General features: G+C 60.1%; 19 protein-coding genes and 2 tRNA genes. 8 read left to right on the top strand and 13 right to left on the bottom strand.

Going from position 1 to position 22373, the window contains the following annotated elements:
- Window positions 1-51 precede the first annotated feature (51 nt).
- The 10 genes from DYL59_RS28020 to DYL59_RS27975 form a co-directional block, all read right to left on the bottom strand.
- Window positions 52-279 (bottom strand): hypothetical protein, encoded by a 228-nt coding sequence (locus DYL59_RS28020; RefSeq protein ID WP_135292056.1) that lies wholly within the window; start codon window positions 277-279, stop codon window positions 52-54.
- The gene (locus DYL59_RS28015; RefSeq protein ID WP_135292055.1) at window positions 276-995 is read right to left on the bottom strand and encodes a lipopolysaccharide kinase InaA family protein; all 720 of its coding nucleotides are present in this window, start codon (window positions 993-995) and stop codon (window positions 276-278) included. Before DYL59_RS28015 ends, DYL59_RS28020 begins: the two co-directional genes overlap by 4 nt.
- 4 nt (window positions 996-999) lie before the next feature.
- Window positions 1000-1680 (bottom strand): class I SAM-dependent methyltransferase, encoded by a 681-nt coding sequence (locus DYL59_RS28010; RefSeq protein ID WP_135292054.1) that lies wholly within the window; start codon window positions 1678-1680, stop codon window positions 1000-1002.
- A 191-nt stretch (window positions 1681-1871) separates the two neighbouring features.
- Complete coding sequence (locus DYL59_RS28005; RefSeq protein WP_135292053.1) at window positions 1872-3152, bottom strand: sensor histidine kinase; 1281 nt, start codon at window positions 3150-3152, stop codon at window positions 1872-1874.
- On the bottom strand, window positions 3142-3825 hold the full coding sequence (gene colR, locus DYL59_RS28000; protein WP_003175870.1) for a two-component system response regulator ColR: 684 nt from the start codon (window positions 3823-3825) through the stop codon (window positions 3142-3144). Before colR ends, DYL59_RS28005 begins: the two co-directional genes overlap by 11 nt.
- A 338-nt stretch (window positions 3826-4163) precedes the next feature.
- The gene (gene groL / locus DYL59_RS27995; RefSeq protein WP_135292052.1) at window positions 4164-5810 is read right to left on the bottom strand and encodes a chaperonin GroEL; all 1647 of its coding nucleotides are present in this window, start codon (window positions 5808-5810) and stop codon (window positions 4164-4166) included.
- A gap of 50 nt (window positions 5811-5860) precedes the next feature.
- Entirely contained in the window at window positions 5861-6157 is a 297-nt protein-coding gene (locus DYL59_RS27990; RefSeq protein ID WP_071496483.1) for a co-chaperone GroES, read from the bottom strand.
- 248 nt (window positions 6158-6405) lie between these two features.
- A complete protein-coding gene (locus DYL59_RS27985) occupies window positions 6406-6882 on the bottom strand; it encodes an FxsA family protein (protein ID WP_135292051.1) in 477 nt (158 codons plus the stop codon).
- Window positions 6883-6948: 66 nt separating this feature from the next.
- Window positions 6949-7680 carry a HugZ family pyridoxamine 5'-phosphate oxidase gene (locus tag DYL59_RS27980; protein WP_135292050.1) on the bottom strand — a complete coding sequence of 244 codons (732 nt, stop codon included), beginning with the start codon at window positions 7678-7680 and terminating at the stop codon, window positions 6949-6951.
- A gap of 119 nt (window positions 7681-7799) precedes the next feature.
- Window positions 7800-8807 (bottom strand): DUF481 domain-containing protein, encoded by a 1008-nt coding sequence (locus tag DYL59_RS27975; RefSeq protein ID WP_135292049.1) that lies wholly within the window; start codon window positions 8805-8807, stop codon window positions 7800-7802.
- Window positions 8808-8999: 192 nt separating this feature from the next.
- On the opposite strand from DYL59_RS27975, the gene DYL59_RS27970 reads away from it, so the two are divergent.
- The 4 genes from DYL59_RS27970 to DYL59_RS27955 all read left to right on the top strand — a co-directional run bounded on the left by DYL59_RS27970 (window position 9000) and on the right by DYL59_RS27955 (window position 13765).
- A complete protein-coding gene (locus DYL59_RS27970) occupies window positions 9000-9314 on the top strand; it encodes an MGMT family protein (RefSeq protein WP_238340774.1) in 315 nt (104 codons plus the stop codon).
- A 43-nt stretch (window positions 9315-9357) separates the two neighbouring features.
- On the top strand, window positions 9358-10899 hold the full coding sequence (locus DYL59_RS27965; RefSeq protein ID WP_135292047.1) for an AmpG family muropeptide MFS transporter: 1542 nt from the start codon (window positions 9358-9360) through the stop codon (window positions 10897-10899).
- A gap of 176 nt (window positions 10900-11075) precedes the next feature.
- Window positions 11076-12791, top strand: a complete 1716-nt coding sequence (locus DYL59_RS27960; protein WP_101272792.1) for a proline--tRNA ligase — start codon at window positions 11076-11078, stop codon at window positions 12789-12791.
- Between the two features lie 20 nt (window positions 12792-12811).
- The gene (locus DYL59_RS27955; RefSeq protein ID WP_135292046.1) at window positions 12812-13765 is read left to right on the top strand and encodes a hypothetical protein; all 954 of its coding nucleotides are present in this window, start codon (window positions 12812-12814) and stop codon (window positions 13763-13765) included.
- Between the two features lie 130 nt (window positions 13766-13895).
- Here DYL59_RS27955 and dinB read toward each other — a convergent pair whose 3' ends face one another.
- Window positions 13896-14954, bottom strand: a complete 1059-nt coding sequence (dinB, locus tag DYL59_RS27950; RefSeq protein WP_135292045.1) for a DNA polymerase IV — start codon at window positions 14952-14954, stop codon at window positions 13896-13898.
- A 279-nt stretch (window positions 14955-15233) separates the two neighbouring features.
- On the opposite strand from dinB, the gene DYL59_RS27945 reads away from it, so the two are divergent.
- From DYL59_RS27945 to DYL59_RS27930, 4 genes are all read left to right on the top strand, one after another.
- Window positions 15234-15310, top strand: a tRNA-Met gene (locus tag DYL59_RS27945).
- A 269-nt stretch (window positions 15311-15579) separates the two neighbouring features.
- Window positions 15580-15656, top strand: a tRNA-Met gene (locus DYL59_RS27940).
- Between the two features lie 266 nt (window positions 15657-15922).
- Complete coding sequence (gene mprF / locus DYL59_RS27935) at window positions 15923-18565, top strand: bifunctional lysylphosphatidylglycerol flippase/synthetase MprF (RefSeq protein ID WP_135292044.1); 2643 nt, start codon at window positions 15923-15925, stop codon at window positions 18563-18565.
- The gene (locus DYL59_RS27930) at window positions 18565-19845 is read left to right on the top strand and encodes a virulence factor family protein (RefSeq protein ID WP_135292043.1); all 1281 of its coding nucleotides are present in this window, start codon (window positions 18565-18567) and stop codon (window positions 19843-19845) included. Before mprF ends, DYL59_RS27930 begins: the two co-directional genes overlap by 1 nt.
- Window positions 19846-19982: 137 nt before the next feature.
- On the opposite strand, the gene recJ is transcribed toward DYL59_RS27930, so the two are convergent.
- Together recJ and DYL59_RS27920 are read right to left on the bottom strand one after the other, a co-directional pair.
- Window positions 19983-21692, bottom strand: a complete 1710-nt coding sequence (recJ, locus tag DYL59_RS27925; RefSeq protein ID WP_135292042.1) for a single-stranded-DNA-specific exonuclease RecJ — start codon at window positions 21690-21692, stop codon at window positions 19983-19985.
- 134 nt (window positions 21693-21826) lie between these two features.
- On the bottom strand, window positions 21827-22369 hold the full coding sequence (locus tag DYL59_RS27920) for a YaeQ family protein (RefSeq protein WP_003193952.1): 543 nt from the start codon (window positions 22367-22369) through the stop codon (window positions 21827-21829).
- Window positions 22370-22373: the final 4 nt, after the last annotated feature.

Raw genomic sequence — 22373 nt, 5'->3', positions numbered from 1 at the left:
AAAAAAAAGGGCCTCGCATTGCAAGGCCCTTTCTCGGGGGTTTGAATCGTTTCAACTTTGCGGCCTCATCCCTTGAGACATTCCAAACATGAACAGCAACAACTCATGATCAGGCTTGGCCGCCACACTCGCCTTGGCCACGCGCGGCAGCAAGCATTGCGCGCTGCCCTGCGATGCACTGAGCACCTGTGTGCGAGGTTGCTCCCATGCCGCCAGCGCCAGGGCTGCAATGCCCAGCGCCCCGACCAGGAACACACCTCGTGCTATTTCTAGCTTCATCTGGTTAAACCCTTGATAGCGCTGCCAAACGCCGTCTCGTAAAAGTAGCTGAGTTTTTCCCAGTCAGCGGCGCTCCACGACGAATGGCGACGCAGCTGCAGCATGTCGTGGGAGGCGGCCCGATAAGCGGTCAGGCGCTGTCGGCATTTCTCGAAATCCAGCAGAGCTATTTCCACATTGGCCGCGTCACCGGCTCCGGTGACTCGCACGAAGATGTGCTTGATGTACAGGCAACCGTGCTGCCAGCGGCCCTTGTGCATACGGGCCAGGGTGGCGGCCAATTCCTTGAGTACCCGTTCGTGCACCAACTCGCCGTACTGCTCACGGCCACCCGCCGTATACCAGTTTTCGATTTCGTCGAAACCGTCCAGGGCTGCCGTCACCAGCAATGCCTTCCAGCGGTGCTCGGGATCACGGCGCGCCTCACAAAAGACCATCTCCGGTACCCGCACATCCAGCAGGCGCAGGCCCTTGATAGCGTCCCGCTCACGCAACACCGTAGGGCGGCCAAACGGGTGCAGCCAACTGCGGTAGATATGCCCGGTCTGGCGCTTGCTGTAGAGCAGGTTGCCATTGGCGCTCATCACCCGCTGCACGCCGCTTTCACCACCACGGCGACGATTGGGTTCCTCGACCCACTCGCCCTGCTGGCGCCAGAAGTAATCGAAGCGTTCTTCGGGCGCTACGTGACTGCCTGCTACGCACTCAACTGCCATCCTGTTACCTCTTTCGCAATACATACACTCGCCACATGGCGTAGAGCGGCATGAAGTCCAGGGATTCCTGAATACGGAAACCCGCCTGCTCGAATTCGTCTTCAACAGTAACAGCCGGTAACACAAATCGGTTTTGGTAACCTTCCTGCTCACCGTTCCTACGGCGCTGTCCTTCGAGCCGCTTGCGTTTCCAGGCCTTGAAATTGCCATCCACCCACAGCGAAAGGATCACGCTGTCTCGTGTAACACGCTGAAACTCACGCAGTATCGCCAGTCGATGCGCCGGGTCACCGATGTGGTGCAGCAGGCGCATGCAGAAAATACTGTCGACCGAATTGTCCGGCAGGTCGATATCAAAAGCAGATGTCTGCAAGGGTCGTACCCGTTTCACCACATCGGCGGGTTGGGCAGCCGTTGCGACCTTCAACATCGAGGCCGAATTGTCGGCGCCGATGATCACGCGATTGGGTTTTTCCGCCAGCAGCGGCCAGAAACGCCCCGCCCCGCACGGTAGGTCCAGCACCAGGCCGGGCTCACCGGCCATGGCCAGCGCGCCACGGGCCAGTTGCTCGTCGCGTTTGTGGGACAACCTGCGAGCCAGATTGTCCTTGTGCTTGAGCAAATATTCTTCGGCGTGCTGATCGTCGTACTTATCGGAAAATTCGAGCTTGATCGGGGTAGACATCGACGGATCTCCAGTTGCTGATGCCTACAACCTTAAGCACCCAACTGTGATCACCAGGTCAACTCTTTGTGAAAAAGTTGTCCTGTCCAATCCCATACATTTCAAGACTTTACAGACACATTCAGTATCATGGGGCCATCTTCGCCGAAAATCCCAAGCGGCTTGGCGCAGCATAACGGCAACCCCAGCCCTCAGGATTTGACCTGGCTCAGCTCGACATGAAAGCGGCAGCCATTGGGCTCCATGGTGCTGAGGCTCACGCTCCAGCCCTGGTTCTCACAGATGCGTTGCACCAACGACAGGCCTAGGCCCAGGCCGTCGCCGCGCTTCTCGGCACCCCGTACGAACGGCTCGAACATGGCTTCGCGCTTTTCCTCAGGAATGCCCACACCTGAGTCTTCCACTACAAAACCACTGGGTTCCAACGTGAGTCGAATAAAACCGTGCTCGGTGTAATGCAGGGCGTTACGCAACAGGTTGCCCATGACCGCATGCAGGAAGGTGGTGTTGTAGCGGGTATCCAGCGGGTTGCCCGGTTGGTAGATAAGCTCAAGCCCCTTGTGCTGGATAGGGTCGCGCCATATGCCGAGTAGATCCTCGGCGACCTGGGTCAGGGTCACTTGGGGTGACATGGCAGCATCGTCATGCTGGGCACGGGCCAGCATCAGGAAGGTCTGCACCAGCTCGCGCATTTCTTCACAGGCGCGGGCAATGCGCTGTACTTGATTTCGCCCACGTTGATCGATGGCCGGGTTTTCCAGCAGCAATTCGCAGGAACTCGCCAACACCATCAAGGGCGTGCGCAACTCATGGCTTACATCGCTGGTAAACAGCTGCTCGCGGGACAAAGCTTGGCGCAAACGGCCCAGGGTGGCATCGAACGCCACGGCCAGCTCGCCGACTTCATCGGCCGCGTAATCCGGTGCCAACGGCGGCGCCAACCCCAGCAGCTGATCGCGATGGCGTACCTGGCGCGCCAGGCGGACTACCGGCGCCATGACCTTGCGGGCCAGCACCCAGCCAAGGAATACCGCCAACGCCAGGCTGAGCACAAAACCCACCAGCACGACGGCGAACAGCACGCGCTCGCGCTCTTCAAAGTCGCTCTGGTCCTGCAACAGTACATAACGCCGACCGTCGATCACTTCAACCATGGCGTGGTACGACAGCGCTTCGCGAAAGACCTCATGAAAACCGGGTTCGAGGTGGCGCAGGTCCTTGGGCAACTCGAAATCGCCGGGGCCACCACTGAAGTAAAACAACTGGTCCGGCTCGGGGCGGTGCCGCCAGTCTTCGACGGTGTCCATCAGCAGCAGGCGCTGCAAGTCACCGCCCAGGCCCGCCGAGATCAGCTTCTCTTCCACCAGGTGCACCGTCGCGACGATGCCCATGGCAAAGGCCCCCGCCACCAACGCACTCATCAAGGCAAAGGCGATGATGATCCGCTGGGCAAGGCTTTGCTTAAACTCCATCACGACCCTCGGCCAGGCGATAACCCACGCCGTGCACCGTTTGCAGCAACGGCTTGGCGAACGGCTTGTCGATCACCTGACGCAATTGGTGGACGTGGCTGCGCAGGCTGTCGCTGTCCGGGCAGTCATCGCCCCACAGGGCTTCTTCGAGAATTTCCCGGCGCAGTACGTGGGGGCTCTTTTGCATCAGCACCGCCAGGAGTTTCAGGCCGACCGGGTTGAGTTTGAGCAGGCGCCCTTCGCGGGTGACTTCCAGGGTATCGAGGTCGTAGCTCAGGTCGCCCACTTGCAGGGCGCGGCGGCCGCCGCCCTGGGCACGGCGCAGTACCGCTTCGATGCGGGCGGCCAGTTCCGACAGGGCAAAGGGTTTGAGCAGGTAGTCGTCGGCGCCAGACTTGAAGCCCTGCAGCCGGTCATCCAATTGGTCGCGGGCGGTGAGCATGATCACCGGCGTGTCGCGGCGTGCGTCTTCGCGCAGGCGTTTGCACAGGGTGTAGCCATCGATGCCGGGCAGCATGATGTCGAGCACGATCAGGTCGTAATGCTCGGTGGCGGCCAGGTGCAGGCCCGACAGACCGTCCTGCGCACAGTCCACGGTATAGCCTTTTAGCCCCAGGTAATCGGCCAGGTTGGCCAGAATATCGCGGTTGTCTTCAACCAATAGAATTCGCATGGGCGGTGTCTCCGTACGCGGTAACGGCCGTGTTGGCTCGCGCAGCTTAAGGCCAAGCGGGGCTTAGGGATAGACCTGGAAGCCACGCCGATAAGGGTTTTCAACCGATAGTTAAGCAGAACGAGATTTTCACTATGGCTTCACAGTTTGGCGACAGTGTTGGGTGGAGAATTGGCGATTGATCCAAGGTTTTTATCCGCCGATATTTCGTTTTCGCGGGCAACTTCGCTCCCACATTTGGATGGGGGATACCTCCAATACTGGGGCCTTGCGCCCAATAAAAAGCCCCGCCTGCATCACTGCAGGCGGGGCTTTTTTAGCGCGGGGGTAAGGCTGGCTTACATCATGCCGCCCATGCCACCCATGCCGCCCATGTCTGGCATACCGCCACCGCCAGCGCCTTCAGCCTTTGGCTTGTCAGCGATTGCAGCTTCGGTGGTCAGTACCAGGCCGCCGATGGAGGCTGCTGCTTGCAGCGCGGAACGGGTCACCTTGGTAGGGTCCAGGATGCCCATTTCGATCATGTCGCCGTAGACGCCAGTCGCAGCGTTGTAACCGTAGTTACCTTTGCCGTTCTTGACTTCGTTGACCACAACGCTTGGCTCGTCGCCGGAGTTGGCAGCGATCTGGCGCAGTGGCGCTTCAACAGCGCGACGCAGTACAGCGATACCGACGTTCTGGTCAGCGTTGTCGCCGGTCAGGTTGGTCAGGGCTTCCAGAGCACGGATCAGCGCAACGCCACCGCCAGGTACCACGCCTTCTTCAACGGCTGCACGGGTTGCGTGCAGGGCGTCTTCAACGCGGGCTTTCTTCTCTTTCATTTCTACTTCGGAACCAGCGCCAACCTTGATCACTGCAACGCCGCCAGACAGCTTGGCCAGGCGCTCTTGCAGTTTTTCACGGTCGTAGTCGGACGAAGTCTCGGCAACCTGGGCACGGATCTGGGAGATACGCGCCTGGATGTCCTGCTCAACGCCAGCACCGTCAACGATGATGGTGTTTTCTTTGGAGATGGTGACGCGCTTGGCGCTGCCCAGGTTTTCCAGGGTGGCGCTTTCCAGGCTCAGGCCGATCTCTTCGGAGATAACGGTACCGCCGGTCAGGACAGCGATGTCCTGCAGCATGGCCTTGCGACGGTCGCCGAAGCCTGGAGCCTTGACGGCTGCGACTTTAACGATGCCACGCATGTTGTTCACAACCAGAGTCGCCAAGGCTTCGCCTTCAACGTCTTCGGAAACGATCAGCAATGGACGGCCGGCTTTAGCCACAGCTTCCAGTACTGGCAGCATTTCGCGGATGTTGGAGATCTTTTTGTCGACCAACAGGATCAGCGGGCTGTCCAGCTCGGCAACCATGGTGTCTGGCTTGTTGACGAAGTACGGGGACAGGTAGCCACGGTCGAACTGCATGCCTTCTACAACCGACAGTTCGTTTTCCAGGCCAGTGCCTTCTTCAACGGTGATCACGCCTTCTTTACCGACTTTTTCCATGGCTTCGGCAATGATGTCGCCGATGGAGCTGTCGGAGTTGGCGGAGATGGTACCTACCTGAGCGATAGCCTTGGTGTCAGCGCAAGGCTTGGACAGGTTTTTCAGCTCAGCAACGATAGCGATGGTCGCCTTGTCGATGCCGCGCTTCAAGTCCATCGGGTTCATGCCGGCAGCGACGGCTTTGTAGCCTTCGTTGACGATGGCCTGAGCCAGAACGGTAGCGGTGGTGGTGCCGTCGCCTGCGTCATCGTTGGCACGGGAGGCAACGTCTTTGACCAGCTGCGCGCCCATGTTTTCGAAACGGTCTTCCAGTTCGATTTCTTTTGCTACGGAAACGCCGTCCTTGGTGATGGTCGGAGCGCCGAAGCTCTTCTCGATGATCACGTTACGGCCTTTCGGGCCCAGGGTCGCTTTTACTGCGTCAGCCAGGACGTTGACACCGGTGAGCATTTTTTTACGGGCGGAATCGCCGAATTTAACTTCTTTAGCAGCCATGATCGATATTCCTTAAATTCTTTGGAGTAACGGGAAAGTAAGCGGAAAAATCACGCTTCCAGAACGGCGAGAATCTCGTTCTCAGCCATGACCAGCAGGTCTTCGCCGTCGATCTTCACAGTGTTGCTGCCGGAGTAAGGACCGAATACAACCTTGTCACCGACTTTGACGGCCAGAGCACGCACTTCACCGTTTTCCAGGGTTTTGCCTGGGCCAGCAGCGACGATTACACCGTGGTTGGCTTTTTCAGCAGCCGAACCTGGCAGAACGATACCGCCAGCGGTTTTCTTTTCTTCTTCGCTGCGACGGATTACGACGCGGTCGTGCAGAGGACGAAGCTTGCTCATTGTCGATCTCTCCTAATTGTGTTTTTCATCGGCCGGTGTCAGTACCGGCGGGTTGTATTCCGGCTGTGCCGGTCGCGGCTCGCCAAGCAAGTCGCGGAAGTCTGTCTGGTGTCGCCACCAGAAACCTTGCGGTGACCGTTACATAAGGGCGCATAAGCTTATTACAAGGGGCCAAGGCGGAAATTTTTTACCTGTACCGCAGGCCTAAAGCAAACACGGCACCCGAAGGTGCCGTGCCAGTGAAGCGGTTATTTACTGTCGCGGTGTTCGAATTCACCTTCGATGACATCGCCTTCACGCCCCAGCGGTTGGCGCGGAGCCGGGCCGCCACGGGGTTGCAGGTCATCGGCGAATGCACGTTGGCGTAGCGCAGCCTCTTCGGCACGCTGGCGCATCTTGCCCGCCAGCAGCTTGCGGGTGAACGGCAGCAGCATGACCAGGCCGACCACATCGCTGATGAAGCCCGGCAGGATCAACAGGCCACCGGCCAACGCCATCATCAGGCCTTCGAGCATGGTCTGGGCCGGCAGCTCGCCGCGGTTCAGACTCTCACGGGCACGCAGTGCCGTGGCCAGGCCGGCGACGCGCAGCACCAACACGCCGAGCATCGAGCCGAGAATAATCAATAGCAGTGCCGGGAAAAACCCGATCGCACTGCTGACTTGAACGAATACGAACAGCTCCAGCACCGGGAACAGCAGAAAGAGCAATAAAAAAGGGCGCATCAAATGGTTCCTCAACGCAAGAATGCCTTGCCAGTCCACCTTAGATGACGTCGCCGTTTCGTGAATTCAAGCGCTGGCCACGGCTTTTTTCGGCCAGGCCTGGGCGTGGGCCAATGAAACCAGGGCTTCGCGCACTTGTGTCGGCGTGTTGCAAGACGCTGCAAAAGGCAGCCAATGCAGGGATTGGCCAATGCGCAGGTGCATGCCTTCGCTGTCGATGCCTGCCAACTGTGCGGGCTCAGTGGTGGGTAAACCCGCCAAGTCGACGTAATGGGCGATGGCCTTGGTGTGGTCGGTGTTCATGTGCTCGACCATGCTCAGCTCGGCCTTGCCGGCGAACGGGTTGGCCAGGGTCAGTTGGTCAACCCAGTGGATCGCGCCAAACCCGCCGATATAACGGTGGCGCACCGGTTTGAGCACCCAGAAGTCGAAATCGTGGGCCTTGTGGTAATTGGCTGAATCGGGGAAGTAGCGGTAGTAGCGCTCGGCCGCCGCTTCAATGGCGGCGCCCTCCTCCAGCTTCTCGGCTTCGGCCAGGTACGTCAGGCGCCCGACCGCCTGTACGTCATCGGCCTCGCGCTCGCCGACCAGCAGCGAACACTTGGGGTCTTTCTGCAGGTTATGGGTGTGCTGGGCAATGCGGCTGATCAGGATCAGCGGGCGGCCCTGTTCGTCGAGGCAATACGGCACGACCGAGCCGAAAGGAAAGCCAGGCATGGCTTTGGACAGCGTGGAAAGCGCCCCACGGTATTCCTTGAGCAACAGCTCTCGGGCGTTCTTGGCAACCTGTGTGCTCAACGTATGACTCCTCGGGTAGTGGGCCGCCCATGGCATATGGGAATGGATCTCAACACAAGGTAATCAATATGCGCAGCGGTTGCCAAGCGTGTTTTGTTCGACCTTATTACCAGGCTACATTACCAAGCTACGCCGAAGCCTGCCGTGTAGCGGGTCTTGCTCAGGCTGCTGTCGGAGTCGCCACTGATAATGTCGCGCTCGGCCTTGAGGTTCAGGGAGGCCCATTCGGTGACTTTATAGCGCAGGCCCATTTCGGCATCGAGGGAGTAATCAACTGGCCCGTCGATGGGACGGCCCAACTCACCGTTGGTGAAGAACTCAACGGTCTTGCCCACCAGGTAGCGGTTGTAGTTCCACTTCATGGCCACCGAATAGAAGTTGTCCTTGCCGCCTTCGGCATATTCATAGTCGGTGCGGTTCACCAGCGACCCCAGGGAGAACGCCCCCAACTCATCGTCCCAGAACTGGTAGCCCGGGCCGGTGCCGACGGTGCGCTGGCGAGCCAGGTCTTCAACCTTGTCACGCTTGTAGGTCAACCGCCCCTGCCAGAACCAATGCTCGGTGAGGAAACGATCGAGGTCGTATTCCAGGGACCAGTTATCGGTGGTGGTCACGTCGTCCTGGAATTCGCGGTTGTACTCGCCCTGCCCGGTGTGACGCCATTGGCCATGGCGCGCAGTGGTCTTGAAGTCGATGTCATAGTCATTGGTGTCGTTTTCGGCGCGCTTGTAGTCCAGCGCCAGGTCGACATTGCCCTTCCACACCAGGTCCTCGATCACAGGCTTGGGCTTGATGATCTGCTGGATGCTCGCCAACTCGACAGTCTTGGGCGCCTCGCCATTGGCCAACACCACCTTGCCGTCATCCGCCGCTTTAAGGGACTTGGCCTTTTCGCCGGTATACGCGTCCTGCTTGACCAGCAACTCCTGGTCGCTTTCCAGGGTTTTGACTTGCTTCCAATCGACGGGAATGGCGCCTGCGTAGTCGGTCTGAATCAGCAGCTTGCCACCGTCGAAGACTTTGATCTTGCCGGTCAGCCGGTCACCGTTCTTCAACCAGACGGTATCGGCCAGCAAGGGCGTGGAGGCGCTGAAAACAGCAAGGCATAGCAGGGTTCTGGACAACATAAGCGGATTGGGGCTCAAGGTTGGCGAAAAGGGGACTTTATCGTGTTAGATAGCTAGGACTGACTCAAGGATTTGTATTGAGTTCAATTCTCATCGGCATGTTTACAGACGCTTCTTACAAATACACCGACGATCTCAACGGATAAACCCACAGTGACTCAACCCGCCGAAACCCCGCTGAGCCCCGCACAAATGCGCCGAACCGCGCTGTACCTGACCCTGGCGCAAGTACCCGCTGGCTGCGTGGTGAGCTACGGCGAGCTGGCCCACCTGGCCGGGCTGGGCCGCGCGGCACGCTGGGTGGGGCGCACCCTGAGCCAACTGCCCGAGGACACCCAGTTGCCCTGGCACCGCGTGCTGGGTGCCGGTGGTCGGATAAGCCTGCCGGTGGGCAGCGCCTCGGGGGACGAACAACGCGCGCGTTTGCGGGACGAGGGTGTCACTGTGCGCAACAATCGCGTGGATATTCAGCGCCATGGCTGGCGCCCGGTAGAGCACAGCGGTTAGAGTGCGCGCTTTGTTTCCGCAAACCTGAGGCAGACTCCAGCCCATGCCCCGTAAAACCTGGCGCGCCGCGCTCGCTGCCTATGCCAGCCCTTCGACGTTAGTCCTGTTGTTGCTCGGCTTTGCCGCCGGCTTGCCTTACATGTTGGTGTTCTCGACGCTTTCGGTGTGGTTGCGTGAGGCCGGTGTGGCCCGCGAGACCATTGGCTATGCCAGCCTCATCGGTTTGGCGTACGCGTTCAAATGGGTGTGGTCGCCACTGCTAGACCAATGGCGCCTGCCGCTGCTGGGTAAACTCGGGCGGCGTCGTTCATGGCTGGTGCTGGCCCAATCCCTGGTGATCCTCGGGCTGATCGGCATGGGTTTCTGCGACCCGCAGAAGCACTTGTCCTGGCTGATCGCCATTGCCGTCATCGTGGCCTTCGCGTCTGCCACCCAAGACATCGCGGTGGATGCCTATCGCCTGGAAATCGCCGACGACAGCCGCCAGGCTGCCCTGGCTGCCAGCTATATGTCCGGCTACCGTATCGCCGCTCTGCTGGCCACGGCCGGCGCGCTGTTCTTTGCCGAAGGCTTTGGCTCCACGGGTTTCAACTACCAGCACTCGGCGTGGCTCGGCACCTATGTGCTGTTTGGCGTGTTGATGATCCCCGCCCTGCTGACCACCCTGTTCATGCGCGAGCCGAACGTCCCCCTGCGTACTCAGTTGCAGGCCGGGCGCTACAGTTTTGTCCATCAGCTGGTATCGGTGTTTGTGCTGATCGTGTTGCTGGTGTCGGTGCCGGCGATGTTCACCCAGCTGTTCAACACCGACTTCGAAAGCGTGCTGTTCCACGGCATGAGCCTGTGGGACTTGCTGATGGACGACCGCGCATTCCTGCGCGCCATCCTCTATATCACCCTCACCGCACTGTGCCTGTCGGCCATGGGCCGTCGCGGCCTGGCCCCCGTGCTGACGCCGGTCAACGACTTTATCCTGCGCTATCGCTGGCAGGCGTTGCTGCTGCTGGGGCTGATTGCCACGTACCGCATGTCGGACACCGTCATGGGCGTGATGGCCAACGTGTTCTATATCGACCAAGGCTTCACCAAGGACCAGATCGCCGGGGTCAGCAAGATCTTCGGCCTGATCATGACCCTGCTCGGCGCGGGTATGGGCGGCCTGCTGATTGTGCGCTTCGGTATCTTGCCGATCCTGTTTATCGGTGGTGTGTTCTCTGCTGGCACCAATCTGCTGTTCGTGGCGCTGGCCGACATGGGCCCGGATCTGCAGATGCTGATTTTCACGATTTCCCTGGATAACTTCAGCTCAGGCATGGCCACTTCGGCGTTCGTGGCCTACCTGTCGAGCCTGACCAACCTCAAGTTCTCGGCCACTCAATACGCGTTGCTCAGCTCGATCATGCTGCTGCTGCCGCGCCTGATTGGCGGGTATTCGGGGGTGATGGTGGAGAAGTTCGGCTACCACAATTTCTTCCTGATCACCTGCCTGCTGGGCGTGCCGACGCTGTTTTTGATTGCATTGCATTGGTTCCAGGAAAATCGCCGGGCGCGGCTCAACCCCCCTGAAGAAACGGATCCTTTGTAGGAGCGAGCTTGCTCGCGAAGAACTCACAGATACCGCGTTTTCTCAGGTTTCCCGCGTCATCGTTGACGATCTTCGCGAGCAAGCTCGCTCCTACATAGCTCATGCCTGTACGCGAGCGGCAACCGCCCGTACAATCCCAAGTCATTTCAAGTCCAAGCAACCGACAACGGCCTACCATGCGTACCAGTCAATATTTGCTCGCCACACAGAAAGAAACGCCTTCCGACGCCGTCGTGATCAGCCATCAGTTGATGCTGCGTGCCGGCATGATCCGCAAACTGGCCTCCGGCCTGTACACCTGGTTGCCCATGGGCTTGAAGGTGATGCGCAAGGTCGAAGCCATCGTTCGCGAAGAAATGAACGCTGCCGGCTCTCTGGAAGTGTTGATGCCGAGCACCCAACCGGCTGAGCTGTGGCAGGAATCCGGGCGCTGGGAAGAGTACGGCCCTGAGTTGCTGCGCTTCAAGGATCGTCATGGCCGCGACTTCTGCGCCGGCCCGACCCATGAAGAAGTGATCACCGACCTGATGCGCAACGAGCTGAGCAGCTACAAGCAGCTGCCGCTGAACCTGTATCAGATCCAGACCAAATTCCGTGACGAAATCCGCCCACGCTTCGGTTTGATGCGCGGCCGCGAATTCATCATGAAGGACGCCTATTCGTTCCACGCTGACCAGGCGTCCCTGCAGGTCACTTACGACCGCATGCACCAGGCCTACTGCAACGTGTTCACGCGCCTGGGCCTGAAATTCCGCCCGGTTGAAGCGGACAACGGCTCCATCGGCGGCGCGGGCTCCCACGAGTTCCACGTACTGGCCGAGTCCGGCGAAGACGATATCGTGTTCAGCAACGGTTCCGACTACGCGGCGAACATCGAGAAAGCCGAAGCCGTGCCACGGGAAACCTCCCGTCCTGCACCGGCCGAAGAACTGCGCCTGGTGGACACCCCAGAAACCAAGACCATCGCGGCCCTGGTGGAAAAATTCAATCTGCCGATTGAAAAGACCATCAAGACCCTGATCGTGCGTGCCGAGGAAGAAGGCAAGCTGATCGCCCTGGTCATCCGTGGCGACCACGAGCTCAACGAAATCAAAGCCGCCCAGCAACCTGGCGTGGCCAGCCCGCTGGTGATGGCCACCGATGCCGAACTGCGCGATGCCATTGGCGCCGGTGCCGGTTCACTCGGCCCGTTGAACCTGCCGCTGCCGATCATCATCGACCGTTCGGTTGAGCTGATGAGCGACTTCGGTATCGGCGCGAACATCGACGACAAACACTACTTCGGCGTGAACTGGGAGCGTGACCTGCCCGTTCCGACCGTGGCCGACCTGCGTAACGTGGTGGCCGGCGACCCAAGCCCGGATGGCAAGGGTACCCTGGAGATCAAGCGCGGCATTGAAGTTGGGCACATCTTCCAGCTGGGCAACAAGTACAGCAAGGCCATGAAGTGCGAAGTACTGGGCGAGAACGGCAAGCCGATCACCCTGGACATGGGCTGCTACGGCATTGGTGTTTCCCGCGTGGTTGCCGCTGCTATCGAGCAGAACAACGACGAGAAGGGCATCATCTGGAGCGACGCCCTGGCGCCGTTCCAGATCGCCCTGGTGCCGCTGCGTTATGAAACCGAGCAAGTACGCGAAGCCACCGACAAACTGTATGCCGAACTGACGGCCGCAGGTTTTGAAGTGCTGCTAGATGACCGGGACAAGAAAACCAGCCCCGGCATCAAGTTCGCCGACATGGAACTGATTGGCATCCCGCACCGTATCGTGGTCAGTGACCGCGGCCTGGCCGATGGCAATCTGGAATACAAGAGCCGGACCGAAGCCGAAGCCCAACCGTTGCCGGTGGCCGACGTGCTGTCTTTCCTTCAGGCGCGTATTCGTCGCTGAAAACCAGATCAAGAGAAGTCATGTTCAAGCGAAACACCAGAGCCCTGGGGGGCGCCGCCTTGTGCGGCGCCCTGCTGGTCAGCGGCTGCGCCAACCAGATGTCGCAACGCAGCGAGCACGAGGAGCGGGTCGAGCGTAAGTTGCTCGACCACAGCCTGCAGATCGATGTAGGCGAACCCAAAGTGCTGGAACTGCCGCAACGCCGGGTGCGCATTCACGAACAGAAGACTTTCGAGGTCACCGAGTTCGAAGTCACCCGTCGCTATGACCGCTACACCCCTTACCAACCCTGGCGCAAAGTCTACGAAATGCCTTTGGGCGCGGTAGCCTTGGTGGCCGGTGCGGGCGCCAATGTGGTGAACATCTTTGCCCTTGGCAACCTGCCGACCAGCGTGACCCGCGACTGGCTGACCTACGGCGTGGACGGCCTCAACCCGTTCATGAACGTGCAATCCCACGGCCGTGCGCAACAGAACCTTGCAGGTATCGATGAAGTCCAGCGCGACAAGCGCGTGGAGTATTCGAGCCTGCCCTGGAGCGAACGCCCGGTGCAGGTCACCGCCGGCAAGCAGACCCATGAGATGACCACCGACCGCAACGGCGTACTGCGCCTGAACCTGTTGGACAGCCCATTTGCCGAACAGGACCTGAACCGCGTCAGCACCTTGAAGATCAGCGTGGAAGATGGTCAGGACGATGTGCATTCGGACTCGACACTGGCAATCAGCAGCACCTTGCGCGGCAAGTTGCTGGAAGCCCACGGCCTGATCTACGACGACCTGGAAGATGACGAGGTGAACCAGTGGGTACACCGGGTCAAGCGCCTGTCGGAGTTGGGGCTGGAAGAGGAAGCCAGTGAGCTGGAACAAAGCTTGATCGAGCTGACGCGCAATGATCCGGAGTTGCAGCAAGAGTTTTTGCAGGCGCTGACCAAGGATGCGGGGCGGTTGGTGGCAGATCCCGGCGCTCGCTGAGATCTAAAGCCTGCTGAAGATCTAAATGTGGGAGGGGGCTTGCTCCCGATAGCGGTGGGTCAGCTATATATAGGCTGACTGATACACCGCAATCGGGAGCAAGCCCCCTCCCACATTTTGCTTCCGGTTTCTACCAGGAGAATTCGAGTTGTTCGTTGCCGCTGCTCAGATCCAGCAACCTCACCCCAACCCCCAACAACCGCACCGGCTTCCCACCCCGGTTAAACGCCTGCGTCAGCAGCTGTTGATAACTCTCCAAATCCCGCCCTGCCCCCGCCTGCTCCAAGGTGGTCTGGGTAAAGTCATGAAACTTCACCTTCACGAACGGCTTGCCCGCCCGGTAACTGCTGTCGATGCGCGCCATGCGCCCGGCCAGGGTTTCCATCAATTCAGGTAGTTTGGCCAGGCAACTTGAAAGATCCGGCAGGTCCACATCGTAGGTGTTTTCCACACTGATCGACTGCCGCCGACTGTCATTGTGCACCGCGCGATCATCAATCCCGCGAGCCAGGCTCCACAGCCGCTCGCCAAAACTGCCGAATTCACGCACCAGCGCCAGCTTGTTCCACTCGCGCAGTTGCAAGCAGTCTTCAATGCCCAGGCGCGCCAGCTTGTCGGCGGTGACCTTGCCCACACCGTGCAACTTGCTCACCCGCAGTTGGGAAACGAAATCTTCAACCTGATCCGGAGTAATCACGAACAGGCCGTTGGGCTTCTTCCAGTCACTGGCGATCTTGGCCAGGAACTTGTTCGGCGCCACGCCAGCGGACACGGTGATGTGCAACTGGTTGGAGACCCGACGGCGAATGTCCTGGGCGATACGGGTGGCACTGCCGCCAAAATGCGGGCTATCGGAAACATCCAGGTAGGCTTCATCCAGCGACAACGGTTCGATCAGGTCGGTGTAGTCGCGAAAGATCGTCTGGATTTCCTTCGAGGCTTCTTTATAGGCATCCATGCGCGGCTTGACGATGGTCAGGTCCGGGCACAGCTTCAAGGCGTGGCGTGACGACATGGCCGAACGCACCCCGTACGCCCGCGCCTCGTAATTGCAGGTAGCGATCACACCTCGGCGGTCCGCCGAGCCGCCCACGGCCAGCGGCTTTTGCGCCAGGCTCGGGTCATCGCGCATCTCGATGGCGGCGTAAAAGCAATCACAGTCGACGTGGATGATCTTGCGTTGCGTCATATAAACAGAGGGTTGATTCAACGGGCGACCAGTATCGCACTCACCCCTGTATATAGCACCAGTAGTTTGATTCTTCCGCGTGAGCGGTAGGAAGATTCCCAGATGAATTTATTTTCTCAATCGAATCCGGCCTCCCAATAGACCTGAAACCCTTGCCCTGACTGGGCCAAAGCGGTTCATGCAACTATCATCAGGCGCTAAGCGATTGAACCACAAGCGCTTTTCTTCGATTAAGCGGTTGACACCCAAGCGTTCCTCTGTAGAATGCCGACACACAGACGCGGGATGGAGCAGTCTGGTAGCTCGTCGGGCTCATAACCCGAAGGTCGTCGGTTCAAATCCGGCTCCCGCAACCAAACATCAAAAAAGGCTACTCGAAAGAGTGGCCTTTTTTGTGCACGTCTATTTTTGCCCTCCCCTGTAGGAGCGAGCTTGCTCGCGAAGATCGTCAACGATAACGCGGGGCATCTGGTTTACCGAGGCGTCTTGAGGGTCTTCGCGAGCAAGCTCGCTCCTACAGGAATGTCGATAAAGCGTTGATTTCAGAATAATTCAGGCTTATTTGGCCCATTGGGACATTAACGGTTGACACCTCACCGCTGGGCTGTAGAATGCCGCCCACAGACGCGGGATGGAGCAGTCTGGTAGCTCGTCGGGCTCATAACCCGAAGGTCGTCGGTTCAAATCCGGCTCCCGCAACCAAACATCAAAAAAGGCTACTCGAAAGAGTGGCCTTTTTTGTATCCGGCGAAAAAGTTCTTCTGAAACAATGGCATGGCATCTTTCATGAAACCGTTTTCGGTTTGTAGAGTCCATCTCATCGCAAGCTATGCTTACTCCTCTACGACCAATGGCCGCAGTCGCCCCACCCGGTGATACGCGTTAATATTTGTAATTATTTTGTCCATAGGGATTGGTAACTTGGCTGGATACATCCATCCTGTCGCGCACAATCCACGAGGTGATTGATGCGCGCCAACTCGTCTGAACCACAAGACACCGTCACAGCAGAACAACCGATCACCCCCACCCGTTTGCGCTGGCTGGATCTGTTGAGTAAATACCGGCAACCCATCGGGCTGGCCGTCACGCTGCTGTTATTTGCAATCGCCCTGATCGCCTGCCGACACCTGCTGCTGGAACTGGACCTCTACGCGCTCCACGACTCGATCCTGGAAGTGCCCAAGCCAGCGTTGCTGGGTGCATTTGCCGCAGCTGTCGCGGGATTCATCATTCTATTGGGCTATGAATTCTCTGGCGCGCGTTACGCGGGGGTGAACTTGCCCGCCAAGACCCTGGCCCTCGGCGGTTTTACCGCCTTTGCCATCGGCAATGCCATTGGCCTGTCGATGCTGTCGGGCGGCTCGGTGCGCTACCGTTTATATGCACGCCATGGCATCGGCGCTTCAGAAGTCGCCCACATGACCGTATTCGCCAGCCTGGCCCTGGGCACGGCACTGCCGCCGCTGGCTGCCCTGGCAACACTGAGCAACCTGCCCGCAGCTTCCCTGTACCTGCACTTGCCACAAGCCGTGCTGGGCGGTATTGCCGGTGCGGTGCTGCTGTTGTCAGCCGTGCTGTGCATCGGCATTTATCGCCGTCGCCTGCCGGAACAACCCTACCCGGACAATCTGTTGGTCAAGGCGGGTCGTCGCACGCTGCGCCTGCCTGGCCGCCGCCTGACCTTCCTGCAACTGATCATCACCGCATTGGATGTTGCCGCTGCGGCCACTGTCCTTTATTTGCTGCTGCCCGAAGCACCGCCCTTTGGCCCGTTCCTGCTGGTGTACCTGCTGGCCTTGGCAGCTGGTGTGCTCAGCCATGTACCGGGCGGCGTCGGTGTGTTCGAAGCGATCCTGCTGGCCGCCTTCGCTGACAAGCTAGGCGCCGCGCCATTGGCCGCCGCCCTGCTGCTGTACCGCATGATCTATGTGGTGCTGCCGTTGCTGATCGCCTGCGTGTTCCTGCTGGTCAACGAGGCCCAGCGCCTGTTCCAGACTCAACAGAGCCTGCGGGTAGCCTCGGGCCTGGCGGCACCGGTGTTGGCCGTACTGGTTTTTTTGTCCGGCGTGGTCTTGCTGTTTTCCGGCGCAACGCCAGAAATAGACTCACGCCTGGAAAACATCGGCTTTCTGATACCCCACCGCCTGATTGACGCCTCGCACTTTGGCGCCAGCCTGATCGGTGTGTTGTGCCTGTTGCTGGCCCAGGGCCTGCGTCGACGTTTGTCGGCCGCCTGGATGCTGACCATGGTGCTGCTGCTCACCGGCGCCCTGCTCTCGTTGCTCAAAGGTTTCGACTGGGAAGAAGCCAGTCTGATGACCATGACTGCAATTTTGCTGGCGATCTTCCGGCGCTCGTTCTACCGCGCCAGCCGCCTGACCGAATTGCCGTTCTCGCCGCTGTACCTGGTGGCCAGTATCTGTGTGTTGGGCGCTTCGATCTGGCTGCTGCTGTTTGCCTACCAAGACGTGCCCTACAGCCATCAACTGTGGTGGCAGTTCACCCTCGACGCCAACGCCCCCCGCGGCCTGCGCTCGTTGCTGGGTGCCGCCGTGCTGCTGGTGATCGTGTCGCTGACCTGGCTGCTGCGCACTGCGCGCCCGGTGATCCACTTGCCCACGCCAGATGAACTGGAGCGCGCCACCAAGATCCTGATGGCCTCGTCCCAGCCCGACGGCGGCCTGGCGCTCACGGGTGACAAGGCGTTGCTGTTCCACCCCAATGATGAAGCTTTCCTCATGTACGCCCGGCGCGGGCGCAGCCTGGTAGCCTTGTACGACCCGATTGGCCCGACCCAGCCACGGGCCGAGATGATCTGGCAGTTCCGCGACCTGTGCGACATTCACCACGCGCGCCCTGTGTTCTATCAAGTACGGGCGGAGAACCTGCCCTACTACATGGACATCGGCCTGACCGCGATCAAGCTGGGCGAAGAAGCCCGTGTGGATCTGAAACGCTTTGACCTGGAAGCCAAGGGCAAAGAGATGAAGGACCTGCGCTACACCTGGAACCGTGGCACCCGGGACGGCCTGTCCCTGGAGATCCATGAACCAGGCATGGCGCCGATGGATGAACTCAAAGTCATCTCCGACGCCTGGCTGACGGGCAAGAACGTGCGGGAAAAAGGTTTTTCCCTGGGCCGCTTCAGCGACGACTACCTCAAGCACTTTCGCATGGCGATCATTCGCTTCGAAGGGCGCCCGGTGGCCTTCGCCAACCTGCTCGAGACCTACAACCATGACCTGGCCAGTCTCGACCTGATGCGCGCCCACCCGGACGCGCCCAAGCTGACCATGGAGTTCATGATGGTCGGCCTGATTCAACACTATAAGAGTCATGGCTACGCCCGCTTCAGCCTCGGCATGGTGCCGTTGTCGGGCCTGCAACCGCGCCGTGGTGCACCGCTGACCCAACGCCTGGGCTCGATGGTGTTCCGCCGTGGCGAGCAACTGTATAACTTCCAAGGTTTGCGCCGCTTCAAAGACAAGTTCCAGCCTGACTGGGAACCCCGTTACATGGCCGTGCCCGCAGGACTTGATCCGCTGGTGGCACTGGCCGATACCGCCGCCCTGATCGCGGGCGGCTTGACTGGATTGGTGAAACGCTGATGATTCGACGCTCCTGGCGGTATGTATTGGCCTTTGTAGTGCTGCTCGCCCTGGTCCTGGGTGGCGGCTATTGGTACTGGAACCGCCCTGCCCCGCAGCCGACCCTGGAGCAATTGCCCCAGGCCGACGGCTCGGTGATGACCCGCGTGACCCCCAACGGCACGCCCAAAGCCCGCGTTGCCGTGGCCGTGATGGCCGATGAAACCCTGACCGACAGCCAACTGATCGCCTTGAGCCAGGGTGGCAAGGCGCAGATCGTGCAAGTGATCCTGCCCAAGGATGACTGCAAGTTGCAGGAACAAGCGCTGCAAAGCGCGTTGGGCCAACTCAAGGGGCCAGCGACGCTGGTCAGCGGCATCGGTCCTGGCGCCGCCCTCGCGTGGCGCTGGCTGGCCACCCAGAACGACGATAAGGCCAACGCCATCTCCGTAGGCTTCGCCCTGGTGCAGGAAGGCTGCAAGGACCCGCTGCCTAAGACCTCGGCCCACGGCAACTGGCTGGTGGCGTGGAACGATAACCCTGACGATGAAAGCGCCAGTTTCGTACGCGATACACCGCGCGCCACCACCAGCATCAGCGACTACGACATTCATTACCCGCAAGTGCTGAACAACGAACTGCGCAAGCAACTGGTGGGTTCGGACAACGGCGGCCTGGCGATCCCGGTGGTGGAAGTCCCGGCGGGCCAAGCCAAGGACACGGTGACCCTGTTCCTCTCCGGTGACGGCGGCTGGCGTGACCTGGACCGCGATGTGGCCGGCGAAATGGCCAAGATCGGCTACCCGGTGGTGGGCATCGACACCCTGCGCTACTACTGGCAGCACAAAACCCCGGAACAAAGCGCCAAAGACCTCACCGAACTGATGCAGCACTACCGGCAGAAGTGGGGCACCAAGCGCTTCGTGCTGACCGGTTATTCGTTCGGCGCCGACGTGCTGCCGGCCATCTACAACCGCCTGCCGGAAAATGAGCAGCAGCGTGTAGACGCAATCATCCTGCTGGCCTTCGCCCGCACCGGCAGTTTTGAAATCGAAGTGGAAGGCTGGCTGGGTAACGCCGGCAAAGAAGCCGCCACCGGCCCGGAAATGGCCAAGCTGCCAGCGGACAAGGTGGTGTGCATCTATGGTGCAGAGGAAGTCGATGAGAGTGGTTGCACCGACAAGACTGCGGTAGGTGAAGCGTTGAAGTTGCCGGGTGGGCATCACTTTGACGAGAACTACCCGGCGCTGGCGAAGCGGTTGGTAGATATCATCGTCAAGCATCAGGCCAAGGCTGAGTAATCCCAGCCTGTACGCAAGAAAAAATGTGGGAGGGGGCTTGCCCCCGATAGCGGTGGCTCAGTCAAAGCTTCAGTGACTGACACTCTGCTATCGGGGGCAAGCCCCCTCCCACATTGGTTTTGCGGTGTTGGTAATATTCAGCGCGGTTCGATATGGGCAATCATCAGTTGCACCGTCTCATTGCCGCGAAACTCGTTCACATCCAGCTTGTAGGCCAACTCCACCCACTTCACCGTCGGGTTCGGCCACACCTCACGGTCTACACCAAACGCAATGCCATCGAGCTTCACCGACCCGCATTCGGTCTTGAGCACCACCTTCAGGTGCCGCTCCCCTACCACGCGCTGTTCCACCAGTTGAAACACCCCGTGAAACAACGGCTCGGGAAAGTGCTGACCCCAAGGGCCGGCGTGGCGTAACGCGCGGGCCAGTTCCAGGTGAAACTCTTCCACCGCCAGCGTGCCATCGGACAGCAACCGGCCAGTCAGGTCTTCTTCACGCAGTTGCCGACGGACTTCGGCGTCAAACGCTTCGGCGAACAGTGGGAAGTTTTCTTCCGGCAATGTCAGACCCGCCGCCATGGCGTGGCCGCCGTACTTGGCGATCAGGTTGGGATGCTGGCTCGCCACCACGGCCAGGGCATCACGGATATGAAAGCCCTGCACAGAGCGCCCTGAGCCCTTGAGCAAGCCATCGCCGGCGTCGGCGAAGGCGATGGTCGGGCGGAAGTAGCGCTCTTTCATACGCGAGGCCAGGATGCCGATCACGCCTTGGTGCCACTCCGGGTCGAACAGGCACAACCCATAGGGCATCGACTCCACCGGCAAGTCCTTGAGCTGGGCCAGGGCCTCACGCTGCATGCCTTGCTCGATGGATTTGCGGTCCTGGTTCATGCCGTCCAATTGCGCGGCCATATCCCGTGCGGCGACGAAGTCGGTGGTGAGCAGGCATTCGATGCCCAGGCTCATATCATCCAGGCGCCCGGCCGCGTTCAGGCGCGGCCCGAGGATAAAGCCCAGGTCGGTGGAGGTAATCCGCGCCGCGTCGCGCTTGGCCACTTCAAGGATCGCCTTGATCCCCGGCCGCGCACGACCGGCGCGAATGCGCTCCAGGCCTTGGTGCACGAGGATGCGGTTGTTGGCGTCCAGGGGCACCACGTCAGCCACGCTGCCCAGGGCCACCAGGTCGAGCAGTTCGCCGATATTCGGCTGGGGTTTGTTCTCGTACCAGCCCAGGCTGCGCAGGCGCGCACGCAGGGCCATGAGCACGTAGAAGATCACGCCCACACCAGCCAGGGCCTTGCTGGGGAACTCGCAACCTGGCTGGTTCGGGTTGACGATGGCGTCCGCCGCCGGCAGTTCATCGCCCGGCAAGTGGTGGTCGGTAACCAATACCTGCAACCCCGCCGCCTTCGCCGCTGCCACGCCTTCGACGCTGGAGATACCGTTGTCCACGGTGATCAGCAACTGCGGCTCGCGCTGCAGGGCCACGGCGACGATTTCCGGGGTCAGGCCGTAGCCGTATTCAAAACGGTTGGGCACCAGGTAATCGACATGAGCCGCCCCCAGCAAACGCAGGCCCAGGGTGCCCACCGTGCTGGCGGTGGCGCCATCGGCGTCGAAGTCACCGACGATCAGGATACGTTGGCGCTGCTCCAGGGCCGTCACCAGCAGGTCCACGGCCGCATCGATACCCTTGAGCTGTTGATAGGGAATCAACCGCGCCAGGCCTTTATCCAGCTCGGCCTCCGACTGCACGCCGCGGGCGGCGTAAAGACGAGTCAACAGCGGTGGCAAATCACCAAGAAATGGCAGGACGGCGGGCAATGGGCGGGGATCGATACGCATGGGACGCAGGTGAATTCTCTTCAATACAACTGTAGGAGCGAGCTTGCTCGCGAATATCGTTAACGATGACACGGGTGGCCTGGCTTAACGCGGCGCCCTCAGGTTTTTCGCGAGCAAGCTCGCTCCTACAGGAGTCAACCGCGCTCGCCAACCAGCCATTGCAGCTGCACTTCGTGCTGGCCGCGATCGTCGGTGACGAAGATCGTGCCTTCGCTGATCATCACATCCCACTTGATCACGCGGGGCATGTCCTTGGCCAGGGTCTCCAAGACTTCCTGAGGCACGGCGGCGATGTGTACGTTTTTCAGGTTATTGGCCACCGGCACCACCTTGCCTTCCCACACCCGCAGGCTGCCGTAGGCCAGCAGGCTGGTGCGTTCGGTGCGGCGCGAGCACCAGGTCAGGCGGTCGGCATCGGGCTGGCCGACTTCGATCCAGTGCAGCACCCGGTCATCCAGGCTCTTTTCCCACAATGCTGGCTCATCTACATCTGACAGGCCACGGCCGAATGCCAGCTGCTCGTTGTACCAAAGGGCGTAGGCCAGCAGGCGCACGGTCATGCGTTCTTCGGTTTCCGAAGGATGGCGGGCGATGGTCTGTTTGACGCTCTCGTACACCGAGCGATCAAGGTCGGTGAGGTTGAGTTCGAATTTGTAGGTCGTGGACGGCTGGGCCATGAAC

The organism is Pseudomonas kairouanensis (genome assembly GCF_004682055.1).
In the GTDB taxonomy this organism is placed as follows: Bacteria; Pseudomonadota; Gammaproteobacteria; order Pseudomonadales; family Pseudomonadaceae; genus Aquipseudomonas; species Aquipseudomonas kairouanensis.
Note: the sequence above shows the minus strand (reverse complement) of the source record. Positions and strands in the feature narration are given on the sequence as shown.

Bases quoted from the DNA above. Each gene is read 5' to 3' on its own strand.
- DYL59_RS28020 (WP_135292056.1), bottom strand. From the start codon at position 279: ATGAAGCTAGAAATAGCACGAGGTGTGTTCCTGGTCGGGGCGCTGGGC.
- DYL59_RS28015 (WP_135292055.1), bottom strand. From the start codon at position 995: ATGGCAGTTGAGTGCGTAGCAGGCAGTCACGTAGCGCCCGAAGAACGC.
- DYL59_RS28010 (WP_135292054.1), bottom strand. From the start codon at position 1,680: ATGTCTACCCCGATCAAGCTCGAATTTTCCGATAAGTACGACGATCAG.
- DYL59_RS28005 (WP_135292053.1), bottom strand. From the start codon at position 3,152: ATGGAGTTTAAGCAAAGCCTTGCCCAGCGGATCATCATCGCCTTTGCC.
- colR (WP_003175870.1), bottom strand. From the start codon at position 3,825: ATGCGAATTCTATTGGTTGAAGACAACCGCGATATTCTGGCCAACCTG.
- groL (WP_135292052.1), bottom strand. From the start codon at position 5,810: ATGGCTGCTAAAGAAGTTAAATTCGGCGATTCCGCCCGTAAAAAAATG.
- DYL59_RS27990 (WP_071496483.1), bottom strand. From the start codon at position 6,157: ATGAGCAAGCTTCGTCCTCTGCACGACCGCGTCGTAATCCGTCGCAGC.
- DYL59_RS27985 (WP_135292051.1), bottom strand. From the start codon at position 6,882: ATGCGCCCTTTTTTATTGCTCTTTCTGCTGTTCCCGGTGCTGGAGCTG.
- DYL59_RS27975 (WP_135292049.1), bottom strand. From the start codon at position 8,807: ATGTTGTCCAGAACCCTGCTATGCCTTGCTGTTTTCAGCGCCTCCACG.
- DYL59_RS27970 (WP_238340774.1), top strand. From the start codon at position 9,000: ATGCGCCGAACCGCGCTGTACCTGACCCTGGCGCAAGTACCCGCTGGC.
- DYL59_RS27965 (WP_135292047.1), top strand. From the start codon at position 9,358: ATGCCCCGTAAAACCTGGCGCGCCGCGCTCGCTGCCTATGCCAGCCCT.
- DYL59_RS27960 (WP_101272792.1), top strand. From the start codon at position 11,076: ATGCGTACCAGTCAATATTTGCTCGCCACACAGAAAGAAACGCCTTCC.
- DYL59_RS27955 (WP_135292046.1), top strand. From the start codon at position 12,812: ATGTTCAAGCGAAACACCAGAGCCCTGGGGGGCGCCGCCTTGTGCGGC.
- dinB (WP_135292045.1), bottom strand. From the start codon at position 14,954: ATGACGCAACGCAAGATCATCCACGTCGACTGTGATTGCTTTTACGCC.
- mprF (WP_135292044.1), top strand. From the start codon at position 15,923: ATGCGCGCCAACTCGTCTGAACCACAAGACACCGTCACAGCAGAACAA.
- DYL59_RS27930 (WP_135292043.1), top strand. From the start codon at position 18,565: ATGATTCGACGCTCCTGGCGGTATGTATTGGCCTTTGTAGTGCTGCTC.
- recJ (WP_135292042.1), bottom strand. From the start codon at position 21,692: ATGCGTATCGATCCCCGCCCATTGCCCGCCGTCCTGCCATTTCTTGGT.
- DYL59_RS27920 (WP_003193952.1), bottom strand. From the start codon at position 22,369: ATGGCCCAGCCGTCCACGACCTACAAATTCGAACTCAACCTCACCGAC.